The following is a 16,636-nucleotide window of genomic DNA, read 5'->3' on the forward strand; positions in this document are numbered from 1 at the left end:
TATACTGTGCCACCAGCGGCGGGGCGCACCAAGTGCGGGTACCTATATGTCGTTTATTGCGGATTATGACGGGCTGGATGTTGGTGGGGCTGGAGCTTGTAGCCTCAGCCCCACCAACCCCTACGCTGCACTATTCCGCAGATTCCAGCTCCGGTTCCTGTTCTTCTATCACGTATCCTGCATCATCCAGAGGGGGAAGATATTTTCTAAATTCATAATTTTTATTGATTAGACTATCCCGTAAAATTTCAGGCTTAGCACCGAGCTGCGTTCCAACCCATGAAACAATAATAATCCTCAGCAGATCAATTGACTCAAAGATATTTTTATAATTAATCTCTTCGTCACCATAATGTTTTACCGAATTATAGGAATTATTGATTTTATCCGCCCATTCGGGAAGGCTATTAACAACTTTTCCATTACGTGAATTTTCAAATTTTTTCACATAGGGCAAAACACCTTTTGGAATCTGATTAATAATATTTTGCAACGCATTGTGTAGATAAATTTTACCCCCTCTGCCCCCGAGTGATTTATCAGGATTTTCTTGGTATATGTATCGTCCGAGTGCTTCAACACCCAAACAAAGATTAAAGAGCTCATTCTCAACTGTCCCATTGTTCGACCTAACAGTAGACAAAATTGGATTTAGTGCACGGGGATATTTTTCAGAGATTTCAAGCCACTTTCTAACTCCAACAGATTCAATGTCTTTATAGGTAAATACGAATTCCTTGTTATCAACGTCAATATCCTTAGTCGTCTCCCACCGCTCCGAAACAACATTCCTCCACGCAATAGCACCAAAGTCTCCCCTGTCGTTATCGCGAGAGACTGCAATCGAAATAAACCGATGAACACCCCATGAAGAGATCATCAGTAAATCTCTGATAGCATTATGTTCTTTCATACCTTCAACAAACGGAATACTTTCATCACGATACGACTCTAGAAAATCGTGAGATTCATATATAACTTTAGTTAAAGAGCTATTAGAAACAACCGTAAAGTTGGATTTAAATTTCAGCCCTATCGACTCATCAATTAAATTCGCACCAGCAAATCCAGCCTTTGTCTCAACCGACTTCACACGAAGCAAGCCATCCACTTCCTCGTATTCAGGTCGCGTTTTGATAGTATTCATCTGAAACCACTGCGAGAGATTTTCAATTTCAGTCCGATAACCATTGAAAGAATTCGTCTTATACGCGCGGGAAGAAAAAACTGCTGCCCCCACCGAAATCTTGTGCAGAATCCCGCCAAGATTCTGAAAGACTGAAATGAATTTCTCTTTAAAACCAGAACTCCTGCATTCAATAAGAAGAACCATGCCAAGATTATCAATAAAATACATGTTTTCAGGAACTTCATACTGATATTCTGTTCGCGCTAAGTCATCATCAAAGACAATCCCTTCCGTCCCCCAACGAGCTGCAGGATTTGAAGAGCGCCGGCCTTCTACTGGAATAAGCACATGGACTCGATGCCCCTCGCGCACTAAAGTAGCTGGGATTCCTTTCCCCTCTTCTACCTCACCGGGGTATAACCACCCCACTCTGACCTGGCCAATCTCAAGAGTATTATCAGACATTTGCAACCTCCCCTTTCTAAAGAAGATTAATCACTAACAAAAAATAATAGATAGAATTTTTATGCAAAGATTATCTATCTCAAGCTGGGTCATATCAGCCGTCATAGCAGAAGTTGTTATGACGGCTGATATGATGCGCGGTCAAATAGACCGATAAAAATACCCGGTTTTAGCCTGAAATTCCAGGATTTTCAAGATTCTAAAAGTGATGAAGATACCGCATCATATCAACATCATCGCAGGATCATAACAACATCATGACAAGTCTTGTCATGATGTTGTTATGACGTTGCGAAGAATAAATTCACAACATTCCTGCATAAAGTTGTCCCGCTAATTCTTAGCCGCAGGACCATTCAAAGGCGACGTTGGTGAAGTCGCGGGCGGCAAGCGCCTCCGGAGTAATCAGCCAGTTCGCCGCACCGGCATCACCCCACATAATCTCAATCTCCTCGTCTTCGTTCTCCTCATTCTCCGATTCAGAGACGATAGTCAGCAGGTTCACGGTATGGCCGCGCAGTTCCTTGAATTCCTCACGCGGGTCATTCTGCACGAAGAACGGGTATCCGCCCACGTGGGAGTATTCTTCCTCCGACTCGAAGGGCTCGGTCAGCTCGTAGAGGGCTTCGCGGCGTGCCTGGTTCTTGTACGGGTTTTCATGTGCTTCCGGGAGCTTTTCATCCGGGTAGGTTTCATCCCACTTCGCACCGAAGAGGTCATAGTAGTCATAGCCGGAGGCGGTCACCCCCTGCTCGCGCATCTCAAAGGTCATGCCGTACTCAATTTCGAGCGGGCCGCTCTCACAGTCGAAACCGCCAATGGGCCAGCCGCCCTCGTCCCAGTCCACGTTCGGGAACGGCGCATCAGGGTTCGGCTCACCCAGGGTCTCGTAGTAGATGACGCGGTGATTCTTCTGCGAGAGAGGGTTCTCGTAGTCAAAGCCCCACAGGCACTCTTCGTCGTTCGGGTCGAGCCAGAACTGCAGCAGACCCGCCGCCGGGTAGAAATCGTTCTCGGGCAGGTCGGCACAGTTAATCTGCGCGATCATGCCCAGCGGCTCGCCCTTCTCATTGGTCGGCGGCAACTCGCCGGCAGGCAGGTAGGGGCGGCCACCAAACTTGGAGGCAGTCTGCGGCAAGGGGTCAGCGGGAACGAAAGGCTTCAGCGCGATAGCCTTCTTGCGGGCGCCCTCTTGGTTGAGCAGGTCGATAACGTGCTTCGCCTGCTTTTCGATGTCCTTGAACGGCTTGTTGTCGAGCATCTTAGAATCTCCTCATTGATGATATGAAAGTAGTACAGCGTCTAGCTGCAAGCCCATTCAAAGACGACCTGCGAGAAATCGCGGGCGGCAAGCACCTCCGGAGTAATCAGCCAGTTCGCCGCGCCAGCGTCACCCCACATCACGTACACACCCTCCTCAGCGTCCTCGCCCCACTCCGACTCGATGGTCAGCAGGTTCACCGTGTGGCCGCGCAGCTCCTCGAACTCGTCGCGCGGGTCATCTTGCACAAACGAAGGGTAGCCGCCGATATGCGAGTAATCCCTCTCCTCCGATTCGAAGGGCTCCAGCAGGTTGTAGGAGGCGTTATCGCGTGCGTTCGGTTCCTCGGGAAGCTTCTGGTCCGGGTACATTTCATCCCAGGCGGCGGCGAACTGGTCGTAGATTTCGAAGCCGCCGTCCAGGAAGCCCTGCTCCCAGGGCTCGAAGGCGAGTGCGTACTCAACAACCTCCTCAGCGGTACCCTTGCCGTCACGACCATAGGGCCAACCGTAGTCATCCCAGTTCACGGTCGGGAACGGGGCATCAGGGTTCGGCTCGCCCAGAGTCTCGTAGTACACCACGCGGTGGTTCTTCTGCGAGAGCGGGTTCTCGTAGTCGTAACCCCACAAGCATTCTTCGTCGTTGGGGTTAATCCAGAACTGCAGCAGACCGGTCGCCGGGTACAGGTCATTCTCGGGCAGGTCGGCGCAGTTAATCTGCGCAATCATGCCCAGAGGCTCGCCCTTCTCATTGGTCGGTGCAGACTCCCCGGCGGGCAGGTACGGACGGCCACCAAACTTGGAGGCGGTCTGCGGCAGCGGTGCATCGGGGCGGGTCACCTTCAGGCGGATTGCCTGCTTGCGGGCGCCACGCTCGTTGAGCGCATCGATAACGCGGCGTACCTGCGCCAGGGTCTCTTCGGAGGGCTTATTCTTCGGCATTACGTGCTCGTTTCGTCGGTGAATTAATCGGTGTGGAAGGTTCGGTGTGTCAGGCGTCGGCAACGGTACCGCTGCGCCTTCTACCCCCATTAGACCCTATTTCGGGCGGGCGCGCACCGATTCCGGTCACGAGTGCATCCGGCGGGTAGAAGCAGGTGCACAGCGCGCAGAAAACAAGCACAGCGCGCAGAAAGCCCCGCCTCCTCACCCTCATGCGCGGACATGAGCGGCAAGAACGCGGGGCTTTCCGATGATTCTCAGTAATTCTCAGTGAATCTCTACACGAGACGATGAAAGGCTTAGAGCGCCTTCTCGATGGTCTCCAGAACGCCAAGCGCGGCAGCCGGGCCAGCGTTCAGGAAGAACATGTCAGAATCCACGCTGTGCGCGCGATTCTCGGTAACAGCCTTGAGGGTGCTCCACAGCGCCTCACCGGTCAGCTTAGACTCGTCGCCGCCCTGCACACCGTAGAACAGGTAGTCGCCGTCAGCCTGGTCAAGCTGCTCGGAGCTCAGGTCGATGGAGGTCTTCTCAACCTGTGCGGCTGCGGGGCGTGCCAGGGACGCATCCTCGCAGATGGAGCCCACGAACGAGGACTTCGCGAAGATGCGGATGCGGTCAGCGGAAGCGTACAGGAAGGAGAAGGTCTTCTCGCTGCCAGCCTTCTGACCAACCGACTTCGCCTTGGAGGTGTACTCCTCCATGAGCTTCTCAGCCTTCTCGGTGGTGCCCAGCGCGGCGGCAATCAGCAGGAAGTCCTGCTTCCAGTTGACGCCGGTGCCCTCGGTGACCACGGTCGGCGCGATCTTGGCGAGGGACTCGTACAGCTCGTCCTTCTTGTTGGTGTTGTTGATGAGGATCAGGTCGGGCTTGAGGTTTGCGATGGCCTCAACGTCCGGGTCGGTGCGCTTGCCGACCTTGGCGATCTTGTCGAGCTCTGCGGACTTATCGGAGAACTTAGTCTTCAGGTAGCTGGGGACCAGGTCGGCGTCACCGGCGGTTGCCGCACCAACGGGCACGATGCCGAGGGAAAGCACGCCGTCGAGCTGACCGGTGGAGAGAATCACGACCTTGGAGGGTGCGGATTCGATGGTGGTTTCACCACGGAAGTGCTTGACGGTGCGGGGGAACTCACCGTCAACGGTGGTGGTACCCATGCCGGAGGGCAGAGCGGAGGGTGCAACCTTCTTACCGGTCGCCGAAGCGGACGCGGAGGAGGAGGAAGAACCGGAAGTGTTGGAGGAGCCGCAAGCTGCCAGGGCGAGGGCACCGAAGGAACCGAGTGCGAGTGCGCCGAAGGAGCGGCGGGTGATTTTGTTCGTCATATTTGCCATTTTATTAGGATAACCTCATATATGCATATGCGATACTTAATTATCATCTATTGATACATTAAGCATCCTCCGCCCGCTCGGGAGCGCACCGCTCCCCCACCACCTCCAAGGCATATGACCCCACAGACCACCACCTCTTCCGGCCCCGCCGTCAGCGAAGCCTCCCTGGCGAAAGTTCGTGCCCTCTCTGCTTCTTCGGACGCCGTATCTGGCGCCTCCTCGGGCGGTCAGGGCGGCAAGTCCATCTCACATCTGGCGATCGCCCTCATTATTGGCGGCGTTCTGCTGGTGTTGCTCTGCGCCCTGTCATTTGCGGTGGGTTCGCGCATGTTCGCCCTGGACCGCTCCATTGACGGTTTCCTCCACCCGGAGGCGAACACCATCGAATCGAAGCTGATTTGGGCAAAGCGTGCCCCGCGCACCGCCGCGGCGCTGCTGGTCGGTGCCGCATTGGGGGTGTCGGGTGTGCTCATGCAGGCGTTGAGCCGTAACCCGCTGGCTGAGCCGGGCCTGCTGGGCGTGAACTCGGGTGCTGCCGCCTCCGTGGTGGTGGGCGTGGGCGTTTTTGGGGTGTCGTCCCCGTTCATTCAGCTGTGGCTGGCACTACTGGGTTCGGGTCTGGCGGCGGCGCTGGTGTTCGTCATGGGTCTGGTGGATTCTAAGCCGAACCTGGATTCGACGGCGCGTCTGGTGCTCACGGGTGTGGCGGTGAACGCCTGCCTGGGCACGATTACCGGCATCATCACGATGTTTAATTCGAGGGCTTTTGATTCGCACCGCTTCTGGGTGGTGGGTTCGCTCGAGAACCGCACCTTCGAGCAGGTGCTCTCGGCGCTTCCCTTTGTGGCGCTGGGTCTGGTGCTGTCGTTCATGCTGATTGGTCCCCTGCGTGCCCTGGCGCTCGGTGAGGATGCGGCAGCCGGCCTGGGCGTGCCGGTGACGATGGTGCGTGGCGCGACGATTATTGCGATTATGGCGCTGTGTGGTGCGGCGACTGCAATTGCGGGTCCGATTGGTTTTGTGGGCCTGGTCGTGCCGCACGTGGTGCGCCTGCTGGTGGGTTCCGATATTGCGCGCGTTCTGCCACTATCGCTGGTGTACGGCCCGGTGTTGGTGCTTGCCGCCGATATTTTAGGTCGCGTCCTGGTCATGCCCAGTGAACTTGAGGTGGGTATTGTGACCGCCTTTATTGGTGCCCCGGTGTTGATGGTCCTGGTGCTGCGTTTGAGTACCGGCGCACGCGGCGCGAAGAAGAGCCGCATGGGTAAGAAGGCGCAGGCGCACGAGGAGGCGGGCCCGCCTCACGTGTCAGAGCACGGCGCGCACCGTGCTCACCGCCCTGTTGCGCGCGGTTCGTCTGGTTCGAGTTCGTCTGGTTCGACTGGCGTATCTGGTTCGTAGGTCCCGGTTTCTGAGAGGTTTTATTGTGAGCGTTGTGTTTCGTTCTGTAGCCGGGTCTGTGCGTATCCCGGGGCGTTACCGCACCCCTATTCCGCGTACCCTGCTGGTGGTGGCGGTGCTTATGGTGGCGGCGGTCGCCTCCCTGGTTTTTGGTAGTTATCAGATGAGCCCTGATCAGGTGTTTCGCCTGATTTTTCAGGGTGAGGGCACGGAGATTGAGCGTCAGCTGGTGTTGAACCAGCGTCTGCCGCGTATGCTTGCCGCCGTGGTGGTGGGTGCGGCTTTGGGCTTGTCGGGCGCTATTTTTCAGTCGGTTTCACGTAATGCTCTGGGCTCGCCGGATATTATCGGTTTCACGGTGGGTTCGGCGACCGGTGCCCTGTCTGTGGTGCTGATTGGATCGTTGAGTTCTACCGGCGTGGGTATGGGCATGGGCGCTATTATTGGCGGTTTTGCGACGGCGGCTGTGGTGATGCTTCTGGCGGGTGCGCGCGGTGGCGCGACGATGGGTCAGAAGATGGTGCTGATTGGTATTGCGGTGAGTGCGATGCTCAGTTCCGTGAATGATTACCTGATTACGCGCGGTGATTTGGAGAAGGCGGAGGCTGCGAAGACCTGGCAGCACGGCTCACTGAATGCGCTGTCGTGGAATCAGATGTCGGTTCAGGCGGCTCTGCTGCTGGTGGCTATTCCGCTGGTTCTGTTGTTGACGCGCCGCCTGCGCACCCTGGAGCTCGGCGATGATTTGGCGGCGGGTTTGGGTCTGCCGGTGAAGAGGACCGTGAACCTGCTGGTGGCGGCTGCCGTGCTTCTGGTGGCTGTGGCGATTTCTGTTGCGGGTCCGATTGGTTTCTTGGCGCTGGTTGCCCCGCAGATTGCGCGCCGCCTGTGGAATACTCCGGGTACGGCGATGTGGCATTCGGCGCTGTTGGGTTCGGTGATTTTGGTGCTGGCTGATTTTGTGTCGGCTCGTGCGTTGGCGCCGTTCCAGATTCCGGTGGGCCTGGTGACAGGCGCGTTGGGTGGCGTGTACATGCTGTGGCTGCTGTACCGTCAGCGCTAGTTGTACCGCTTGATTCGGTGTGAGTGACCGGGTGTTCCCCGCTGTGGGGGGCGCCCGGTTTTCTGCGTTTCATGGGGTTTTGCGGGGTTTTAGGGGTGGTTTCAGAGGCGGTTTCAGAATTTTTCAGAATTTTCCCAGTTTTACCCCGGGGTAGATTAAAAACTGCTTATCGTGTCAGGGGTCGCTCATAGAGTGTAGGTGTTGGAAGGGACGATCCTTCCGACCGGGCACGCCGTCTCCTGCGGTGTTGCCGCTAGGTTGATTCAGCATCTACGGAAGGAACGGTCATGGAAAACACCACTCACGAGAGCCAGTACGCAAACGCAGAGATTTCCTGCACCGCCGATGAGCAGCTGGGCCGTGATGCAGAGTTCAATCTGCTGATGCAGTCCGGCACTATCGTTCGTATGGAGCGCTTCAATGTGGAGGAGCTCCGCGGCGTTCTGGAGCAGCTGGTGGCTGATGGTTCGTGCTTCCGCACCGCGCCGGTGTCCTCGACGATGGGCCGCGTGATGCGTCACCTGACTCAGGGTGCTTCCGGTTACGAGGCGAACCTGGCTGAGCTGCGTGCGGCGGCGCAGAACGCTCTGCTGTTCGTATTCCCTCTGGAGAAGGACCTGGAGATGTGCCTGCGCTTTGAGCGTGTGCAGGGTACCGGTCTGGCGTTGACTCGCCTGGGCGTGAGCCCGGTCAATGGTGACCTGTGGACTCAGCACTGGGCGATGCGCGCGCTGGAGTGCACCGGCGGTGTGTTTGCGGTGGAGTCCGCTCCGGGTGCCTGCAATTTTGAGCTGCGTCTGGATATGTTCTACGCGATGCTGTCGCTGGTTCACTTGTCGACTTTGGGTCTGTCGGCTGAGCCGGAGGACTTCTACATGTTTGCCGATTCGGAGGCTGTGTGTAAGAAGTTTAAGCGTGAGCGTCGTGATTGCCGCCGCGCAATGCGTGCCCAGTACGACCGCGCCGCATAAGGTATATCGTGTATGCCTTATGCGGCATACGCGCATATCAGAGCCATTTGTTCTTCTTGAAGAACCAGTAGAGGAGCAGGCAGGAACCCACCATGAGTAGCAGCGCGGAAGGGTAGCCGAGCTGCCATTTGAGTTCGGGCATGACCTCAAAGTTCATGCCGTAGACGGAGCCAATAATGGTGGGCACCATGAGTAGCGCCGCGTAGGCGGAGATTTTCTTGGTGTCGTCGTTCTGTTGCTGACCGAGCAGGGTATCGTGCACGCGCAGGGCGTTTTCGAGGGAGCTGCGCAGGTCTTCGAGACGTTCTTTTGTTTGTGTTACGTGGTCGAGCACGTTGCGGAATTGCCGGGCGAGTTCGACCGCTTCTTCGTTCGTTTCTTCCTCGGATGCGCCCGGGTAGGGGGAGGGGTCGAGTGCGCCGGTGCGTATGCCTTCGATGATTCGGCCGATCATGGATTCGAGGGGTCGGCAGGCACGCTGGAAGTCGATGACCTGGTTGAGCAGTTCGTAGATGCGCTGGGCGAGGGAGTTGGCCTCTCGTCGCTCGCCGGTGGAGAAGAGGATATCTTCGATTTCGTCACTGTCGTTTTCGAGGCCGTCGAGCACGGGTGCGTACCCGTCGACGGTGCTGTCGAGGGTGCGGTGCAGCAGTCGGGCGGGGGATGCGTCGGGGCTGGCGTAGAGCAGGTTGAACTGGTCGTTGATGCTGCGGTCACTACGCTGTTCGTCGCGGACGAGTGTGAGGGTGTAGCGGGGGCCGGTGAAGAGGTGCAGTTCGCTCAGGCGCACTTCTTCTTCTTTGTCGAGGTAGATTGCGGGGCGGATGACGGTGAAGAGGGAGTCGCCGTATCGTTCTAGTTTGGCACGCTGGTGGCCTCGTCCGGCGTCTTCGATGGCGAGTTCGTGCAGGTTGAAGGTTTCTTGTAGCCTGTGCAGTTCGTGGATGCCGGTGTTGGCGTATCCGAGGGCTACGGCGGTGTCGGGTTGCTGGTAGGCGGTGAAGGTTTCTTCTTCGGGTGCGCCTACGCGGATGCGGTCTCCGCTGGGGTAGATGGCTCCGGTGATATAAGTCATCGTTGTGCTCCTCTGAACGCTTTGGCGCCACGTGTGCGGGCGCTCTTTCCAGCATACGGGATGCGCCCCGTCCGGTCACATGCGCAGGCTCGGAGGAGTTGAGGGTGGGGTGGGGTGGTGAGTCTTGGATTTTCTTTTTAAGATATCTGGGGGTTGCAGAGTTTCAACCTTCCCTTGAGAGCTAATAAAGTCTAAACTTCTAGTTAATAAGACTGTGATTGTCTTAGAACCAACCACTATTTTCTTTTGAGGAGTCAACGATGCTGTTGAAACCGTTTGTGAAGGGTGCGGCATGTACTTTTGCCGCTGCTTCTCTCTTGTTGTCTGCGGCGGTGCCTGCTTCTGCAACGCAATTGCGCCCTAAGACTTTTTCTCCTTTTCCGGGTGATGAACTGGAAGTTACTTGTATTAATGAATCTGAGTACAATACCCCGGGTGATTACCAGGATAAGGTGATTGCTTGGGCGGAGTGCACTGGACTTATTACTCACGGCCGCCGTCTTTATCTTCAGAAGAATAAGAATGCTCCCCAGCCTGCGATGACTCGTGGGCAGCTTCTTGAGTTTCTGTACCATGTGAAGGGCAGGCCCGTGGTTAAGGACCTTCCTGCTACGTCGCCGTACAGCGATATTTCGGTCGATGACCCGCACTACCCTATTGCTATCTGGGCTACTCGTGAAGGTATCAGCAGCGGATGGGGAGACGGCAAATTCCATTACGACGCCACCGCATACATTGATACTGCGCTCATTTTCCTTTATCGAATGCACGGTAAGCCGACGGTCAACCTTACCCCCATCCCCGAAGAATACGCACATTGCGTTAAAGAAAATAGCGACATGCACAAGGCACGTAGCTGGTATGGTTCACCAAACATGAGCTGTGGGTATATCGATAATGATGAAGTTACTTTTTCAGATATTCTATATACCCTCTACAGATTGGATTTGATGGGAATCTTATAGAATATTTTGGGGCTCTATATCAATACTGATATTGATATAGAGCCCCAAATGTTTATTTAAAATTCCACAGAATTAGATTCATAAATACCGCGACTGTAATTAGAATTTTTGTCAAAATATTTCCGGTTTTTCTTGGATTCTTCTTCAATGTCATGCATTCCATACCGCATAACAAAGTTATTAATCGTGACATCCATATACCCTGCACGCCACGGGCCAAAGTGAACTTTCCATGAGTAATTATCTGGATGCTTCTTACGATGCTCATCATAGACATCACCACCAGCTACCACAATATCCCTACAATTTTGCTCAAAGTAGAAGCCCCACCGTGCAGCACGTACATCTTTCTCCGCTTTTACAGCACCATCACCTACCTTATGAGGATTATCGGAACGTGGAGCGATGAACTTACATTCATGCGACCAATTGCTAATGTACCAATTGGCTGCTTGATTATTTTGAGCTTGACCATGAACTGTATCGAAGTAGCTGGACGATTCGCCAATGCAACCATCAAAGATATTACGCTCAAAATCACTTACCCAGCCATGACCCCCATTTTCTTGAGCAGTGCATCCGATAAACATATTACGGCTTGCCGCAACATACCAGCCTGCACCAGCCTTACCTGCATATGCGTAATGTGGCTTCCCCTCCTGGCGCGACTGATACAGCGATTCTCCAGACGAATACCGGTGGTTATACCAACTCGTTGACTGTGAAAACTTACACTGCGAAGCGTAGACCTCAATGCCGGCATAATTCCTGCCACACTTGTTGGCATCGGATACATCCAACATACTGAACTTATTATCAGCTGCACCGATACCATCCACATTAATTGCCTTATGACCAATAGGTTTACCCACAAGGAATCCCTGCCTCCATGTCATACGCACGCGAATGTCATGGACCTTCATCGCACGGTCATGGAGACCCAAAATAGCAACTCCCATATCTGTATCCCAGATTTCAAGGTTCTCTAGTGTTGCAACTGCTTCAGGCTCAGGCCGATAGTTTTTATTTGCATAGTACGTATGCAAAATAACTCCCGCCACACCCTTCATAATGGGAGTGTGCCGAGCCCGGCTATAAGGGTCATCCCGATTTAGACGGACATTATCAGCATTCGTACGAATAACTAAATCACGAACCCCAAAACGCATAGGAGCCTCAGAGAACCACTGATTGGCCTCCTTATCACCTGGCTTTGGCTTTTCCGGTCCAGCAACAAGGTAAGATCCAACGTGGAAAACACCAACACACTCCGCTTCGTCTTCGTCCTTCTGCACTAGGCCACCGCCAGGATGAGCAATAATCTGTGTGGCCTTACCATGCCCAAAGATTTCAACCCGGTCAAGTAGCTGAATAAAAGGAGCACTGACCCTGTACTTTCCAGCAGGAATTTCTAGAGCTCCACCTCCAGCTGAAGCCAAAGTCCTTACTGCATCATTAATGGCCTGAGTACAATCTTGAGACCCATCAGCTTTCACCTGCGGATTACTCAGGAGATTAATGTAGTTTTTCGTGTGATTTTGCGGAGTAATTCCACCTTGAACTTCATCAGCATGCGCATCAGCATATACCGTTGCTGAGGCAAACGGAACTGACAATGCGGCGCCAGCAATCATTGAGCGGCGCGATAATGCAGACATCGCTGTCTCCAATCGTGTTGAGTGAAAATATTAAAATGCATACAGTGCATAAAATTATGCACAGAGCATTCAATGACCGTGATACCCATCAGATATATCCTGGATAATTTAACCCTAGCACTCACACACATTAAATATCCTACATAATTCAGTTTTTCAGGATTATTCACTTAAACATAAACCTTATATTTTTTAATTATTTAACCTATAATTTAGAAAAGTCTACTCATTACCCTAAACATATATCAACGTAAGGATGACATTAACCCAAAAGAATAGTCGCACTAAGACGATATGTTTACAGGTCGCCAGGCATAAAAGGACCCCTGAGGAGGCATTCAAAGCCTCGCCAGGGGTCCTTCTCGTCAGTTTTTAGTCTTCGTTGATGAGATCACGGACCACAATAGTCTGGTCACGATCGGGGCCCACACCAATCGCAGAAATACGGCAACCGGAAATCTCTTCCAGCTTCAGCACGTACTTGCGGGCGTTTTCGGGCAGCTCATCCAGGCTCTTCGCATCCGAAATGTTCTCGGTCCAGCCGTCGTAGTACTCGAAAATCGGCTTAGCGTGGTGGAACTCAGTCTGAGTCATCGGCATCTCATCGTGGCGCACACCGTCAACGTCGTATGCCACGCAGACCGGAATCTTATCCAGGCCGGTCAGCACGTCCAGCTTGGTGATAAACAGGTCGGTGAAGCCGTTGATGCGCACAGCCTGACGCGCCAGAACAGCGTCGTACCAGCCGCAACGACGCGGACGGCCAGTGTTCACACCGAACTCGCCGCCGGTAGTGCGCAGGAACTCGCCCATCTCATCGAACAGCTCGGTCGGGAAGGGGCCAGCACCCACACGGGTGGTGTACGCCTTCTGAATACCAATCACGCGAGAAATGCGGGTCGGGCCCACACCCGAACCGACGCACGCGCCGCCGGAGGTCGGGTTGGAGGAGGTCACGAACGGGTAGGTGCCGTGGTCCACGTCCAGGAAGGTTGCCTGGCCGCCCTCCATCAGCAGGGTCTTACCCTCGTCCAGTGCCTTGTTCAGCAGCTGGGTGGTGTCCACAATCATCGGCTTCAGACGCTCAGCGTACGACATGAAGTACTCGACGATTTCGTCGACCTCAACGTGGCGGCGGTTGTAGACCTTCACCAGCAGTTCGTTCTTCTGGCGCAGTGCGCCTTCAACCTTCTGACGCAGGATCGACTCGTCCAGGATGTCCTGAACACGCACGCCGAGGCGGCCAACCTTATCCATGTAGGCGGGGCCGATACCGCGGCCGGTGGTGCCGATAGCGCGCTTGCCGAGGAAACGCTCAGTCACCTTGTCCATGGTCTGGTGGTAGGGCGCGACCAGGTGTGCGTTAGCGGAAATCTTCAGGCGGGAGGTGTCAGCGCCGCGGGCCTCAAGGCCGTCAATCTCAGCGAAAAGAGCCTCAGGGTTCACGACCACGCCGTTACCAATCACGGGGACGGCGTTGTCGCTCAGAATACCCGCGGGCAGCAGCTTCAGCTCAAACTTCTGGCCGTTCACCACCACGGTGTGACCGGCGTTGTTACCGCCGTTGGGCTTGACCACGTAGTCTACGCGGGGGCCGAGCAGGTCGGTTGCCTTACCCTTACCCTCATCGCCCCACTGGGCGCCCACAATCACGACAGCTGACATTTTTGTGCTCCTTGAAAGCCTTGAAGATACGCACCGGATTTCACGGCGCGGCGGCGACCTACCGCCTCATGATCCGGGTAGGCACACCTCTTCTAATGATACCGTGCCCGCCCCTTTAAGTCCCGTGTGACGGGACGTCAGGCATGCCGGGTACGGTGCCGGTGAGCCTCACCGGGCACGGCAACGCCCCCATCCGATATTCGGACGGGGGCGCTACCGGCGTGAGCCGTGAAGACTACTTGATGATCTCGATGAAGGTCATCGGGTAGGTGTACTGCTCACCGCGGTTCGCGGCCACAGCAGCCAGGCTGTGGAAGATAACCATCAGGATAGCCACAACCAGCGGGACAACCCACAGGATGATACCCAGGATGCCGAAAGACACCACCATCAGCACCCAAGACGCCATGCTGACGACCCACAGGGAGAAGTTGAAGTTGAACGCGCGGCGGGCCGATTCCTTAGTGAAAGCGTAACCGGGCTTGTCCTTGTAGATGAACCACATGACCAGCGGCGCGAGAATACTTGCGGATGCGAAGGACAGCAGAGACAGAATCGCAGAAGCCAGGTGCGTGAGCATCGCCATGTTCTGGTCATCCTTGGAGGAGACTACGTAACCGTTGGGCTGACCCGGCGCCTGCGAGTAGGAGGGTGCCTGCTGGGAGTACTGGTTGTACTGTTCAGGGTTCGGGTTCTGGGACATCGTTCTTTTCCTAATCTATCGATGAGTGGATACAGCTAATCGTTGAGGCGCGGCTAATCATTGAGGTGCGGCGGCAGGCTAACTCACCGTTTTCGGCGGGTGCCCGCCTCGCTCTGCCAGGTCGCAACGCTCGTGATGGTTTCACCCTATCAAGGCAAGGTAAATGGAATATTAACCCTCGCCGGACAGCAGGCGAAGAAACCCGAATATGACAAGAAAAAGACGCCCTGCCCCTCCACGCGGTGTTACGTGCGTGGAGGGGCAGGAGCGTTATACGGTGTGGGTTGGCCGAGGTTAGTCCTGTTTCTCTACACCGGGTGAGCCAGGATGCGCGGCGGGCTTATGTAGTGCGGCAGGCTCACGCTGTGCTGCAGACTCGCGTAGCTTTGCGCGTTCTTGCTTTTTCAATGCCTCATACTCATCGAAAAAACCCTGTTTCTTCGTGTAGCCGTTGATGCCCGTGTAGTCGTCCGGCAGGCGGTTGTACACCAGGTAGTACCAGAACTCGGCATGTGTCGTCTTTGTTTTCTGGATGAGTTCCCTCAGCCGGTTCTTGTGCTTCACCGCCTGAACAATACCCACAATCCATAGGATCGGCACCACAAAGAATGAGCCCATACCGATAATGATGAAGAAGAACAGCATCGACATGCCGGCGCTACTATCGAACATGCTCACCAAAGGAACCAGCACAAACGGGTTCAGTATCAGTAGGACAATAAGCACGGTCTTCCAGAAGGTGCGCTGACTCTCGATCTCTTCAATGTTGGTGCCAGCCAACGGATTATTGATGGGTACGTAGCCCACCGGTTGCTGCTTGGCTGCCCGCGATACGGGGTTCTCCTCGATCTTGACCGGGTTCAGGTGGGCAGCGCACGCCTGCATGGGTGCGGAGGAATCATGCGAGCGGTCCAGCAGGCGCATTTCGATAAGTTCCGAGTCTGGGATGCCGAAGAACGGCTCAGGGATAACCGGCAGAATAGCGCCCGGTTGCAGACCGAGCTGTTCCAACCGAACGTACTCGCCGTAGGCGTGCATTGTCTGATTCTGCATAGCCTGGGCCTGCTCTTGCTGAGCCTGCTCTGTGGAGGCGAGCGCTACCGGGTGGTTTGCCTCATCGTCCTTACGAGATTCGTGAGTATCTTCCGGGACGTATGCCGGGGCGTCTTCTAAGGTGTCTTCCGGCTCTTCGATATCGTCAGTGTCGTCGGTGTCGTCGGTGTCTTGAGAGTCTTCGGGTTCGCCCTCTGAGTCCTTCCGCGCGGAGTCGTAACGCTTAGGGGAACCCGGGTAGACGTATTCATAATCGGGGTCCGGGTGCTGGTCCGGGTGCTCTAGCTCTTCGTCGTCGGATTCTTCATATAGCTCAGCGTCTTCTGTCGTCGACGGCTGCTGGTCCATGAGTAGCAGCATGTATTCCGGGACGGACTGGTCGGTGTCCCAGAGAGGCTGGTACCCCTCGTCTTTCTTTGCAGTTTCCCTCTTTGCGGCTTCATTCTTTACAGCGGGGCGGTCTGTCATGGTCGTCTCCTTCGCTCACCAGACATACTCCTGGTGGCACCACCGTACCAGCGTGCGCTGGGCACTCCCTTGAAACCCGCCTGATATAAGCTGAGAAAAACCCCCGGACAAGCACTAACACTGATGCGTTAACACCGCCGGGGGTTCAGCGCTACCGGAGTCCAAGGACTCACAGGAAGTCGACTATGATCCTTCCTCCGAGTGTGGAGCAGGACTTGAGGTAGGACTCGGAGCGTTCGGCGGCGCAGGCGCGGGAGTAGAAGCCCCGACAGAGCGGGCACCGCAGAATCGGGTGCAAATGAAAAGCGCGCAAAAGAAAAGGGGCGAACATGTCCATAATTTGATGCATATAGAGGTAATAAACGCTTCACAAGCCGTTTTGAGGTGTATTCTAGTTCACATCTAGTGTGTTCAAGTTCAACTAGAGCTCACCAGAAAAAACACACCAGCCTCCCAGAAACACCCCGGGAGCCAAGCAAAGGAG

The 16,636-nt window shown here is 55.0% G+C and carries 13 protein-coding genes; 4 read left to right on the forward strand and 9 right to left on the reverse strand.

Features of this window, described 5'->3' with window-relative positions; genetic code table 11:
- Positions 1-130: 130 nt before the first annotated feature.
- The 4 genes from Q0216_RS00975 to Q0216_RS00990 all read right to left on the reverse strand — a co-directional run bounded on the left by Q0216_RS00975 (position 131) and on the right by Q0216_RS00990 (position 5,121).
- A complete protein-coding gene (locus tag Q0216_RS00975) occupies positions 131-1,594 on the reverse strand; it encodes a HEPN domain-containing protein (RefSeq protein WP_298592203.1) in 1,464 nt (487 codons plus the stop codon).
- A gap of 340 nt (positions 1,595-1,934) precedes the next feature.
- On the reverse strand, positions 1,935-2,855 hold the full coding sequence (locus Q0216_RS00980; RefSeq protein WP_298592205.1) for a YwqG family protein: 921 nt from the start codon (positions 2,853-2,855) through the stop codon (positions 1,935-1,937).
- Between the two features lie 41 nt (positions 2,856-2,896).
- Positions 2,897-3,796 (reverse strand): YwqG family protein, encoded by a 900-nt coding sequence (locus Q0216_RS00985; RefSeq protein ID WP_298592208.1) that lies wholly within the window; start codon positions 3,794-3,796, stop codon positions 2,897-2,899.
- Positions 3,797-4,095: 299 nt separating this feature from the next.
- Positions 4,096-5,121 carry an iron-siderophore ABC transporter substrate-binding protein gene (locus Q0216_RS00990; protein WP_298592211.1) on the reverse strand — a complete coding sequence of 342 codons (1,026 nt, stop codon included), beginning with the start codon at positions 5,119-5,121 and terminating at the stop codon, positions 4,096-4,098.
- A 123-nt stretch (positions 5,122-5,244) separates the two neighbouring features.
- Between Q0216_RS00990 and Q0216_RS00995 the strand changes: the two genes are divergently transcribed.
- The 3 genes from Q0216_RS00995 (at position 5,245) to Q0216_RS01005 (ending at position 8,565) form a co-directional block, all read left to right on the forward strand.
- Positions 5,245-6,531, forward strand: coding sequence for an iron ABC transporter permease (locus Q0216_RS00995; protein ID WP_298592213.1), 1,287 nt, complete (start codon positions 5,245-5,247; stop codon positions 6,529-6,531).
- A 25-nt stretch (positions 6,532-6,556) separates the two neighbouring features.
- The gene (locus tag Q0216_RS01000; protein WP_298592215.1) at positions 6,557-7,594 is read left to right on the forward strand and encodes an iron chelate uptake ABC transporter family permease subunit; all 1,038 of its coding nucleotides are present in this window, start codon (positions 6,557-6,559) and stop codon (positions 7,592-7,594) included.
- Positions 7,595-7,881: 287 nt separating this feature from the next.
- Positions 7,882-8,565 (forward strand): integrase, encoded by a 684-nt coding sequence (locus tag Q0216_RS01005; protein ID WP_298592217.1) that lies wholly within the window; start codon positions 7,882-7,884, stop codon positions 8,563-8,565.
- Positions 8,566-8,602: 37 nt separating this feature from the next.
- On the opposite strand, the gene Q0216_RS01010 is transcribed toward Q0216_RS01005, so the two are convergent.
- Positions 8,603-9,640: a magnesium and cobalt transport protein CorA gene (locus Q0216_RS01010; protein WP_298592218.1), complete on the reverse strand. Its 1,038-nt coding sequence runs from the start codon at positions 9,638-9,640 to the stop codon at positions 8,603-8,605.
- Between the two features lie 260 nt (positions 9,641-9,900).
- Between Q0216_RS01010 and Q0216_RS01015 the strand changes: the two genes are divergently transcribed.
- Entirely contained in the window at positions 9,901-10,605 is a 705-nt protein-coding gene (locus tag Q0216_RS01015) for an S-layer homology domain-containing protein (RefSeq protein WP_298592219.1), read from the forward strand.
- 56 nt (positions 10,606-10,661) lie between these two features.
- On the opposite strand, the gene Q0216_RS01020 is transcribed toward Q0216_RS01015, so the two are convergent.
- The 4 genes from Q0216_RS01020 to Q0216_RS01035 form a co-directional block, all read right to left on the reverse strand.
- On the reverse strand, positions 10,662-12,263 hold the full coding sequence (locus tag Q0216_RS01020; protein ID WP_298592220.1) for a glycosyl hydrolase family 28-related protein: 1,602 nt from the start codon (positions 12,261-12,263) through the stop codon (positions 10,662-10,664).
- A gap of 372 nt (positions 12,264-12,635) precedes the next feature.
- A complete protein-coding gene (locus tag Q0216_RS01025) occupies positions 12,636-13,928 on the reverse strand; it encodes an adenylosuccinate synthase (protein ID WP_049338292.1) in 1,293 nt (430 codons plus the stop codon).
- Positions 13,929-14,163: 235 nt separating this feature from the next.
- Positions 14,164-14,631 carry a DUF4870 domain-containing protein gene (locus Q0216_RS01030; protein WP_298592221.1) on the reverse strand — a complete coding sequence of 156 codons (468 nt, stop codon included), beginning with the start codon at positions 14,629-14,631 and terminating at the stop codon, positions 14,164-14,166.
- Between the two features lie 294 nt (positions 14,632-14,925).
- Positions 14,926-16,152, reverse strand: coding sequence for a pyruvate ferredoxin oxidoreductase (locus Q0216_RS01035; protein ID WP_298592222.1), 1,227 nt, complete (start codon positions 16,150-16,152; stop codon positions 14,926-14,928).
- Positions 16,153-16,636 lie beyond the last annotated feature (484 nt).

It is taken from the genome of uncultured Rothia sp. (assembly GCF_937976295.1).
Classification (GTDB): Bacteria; Actinomycetota; Actinomycetes; order Actinomycetales; family Micrococcaceae; genus Rothia.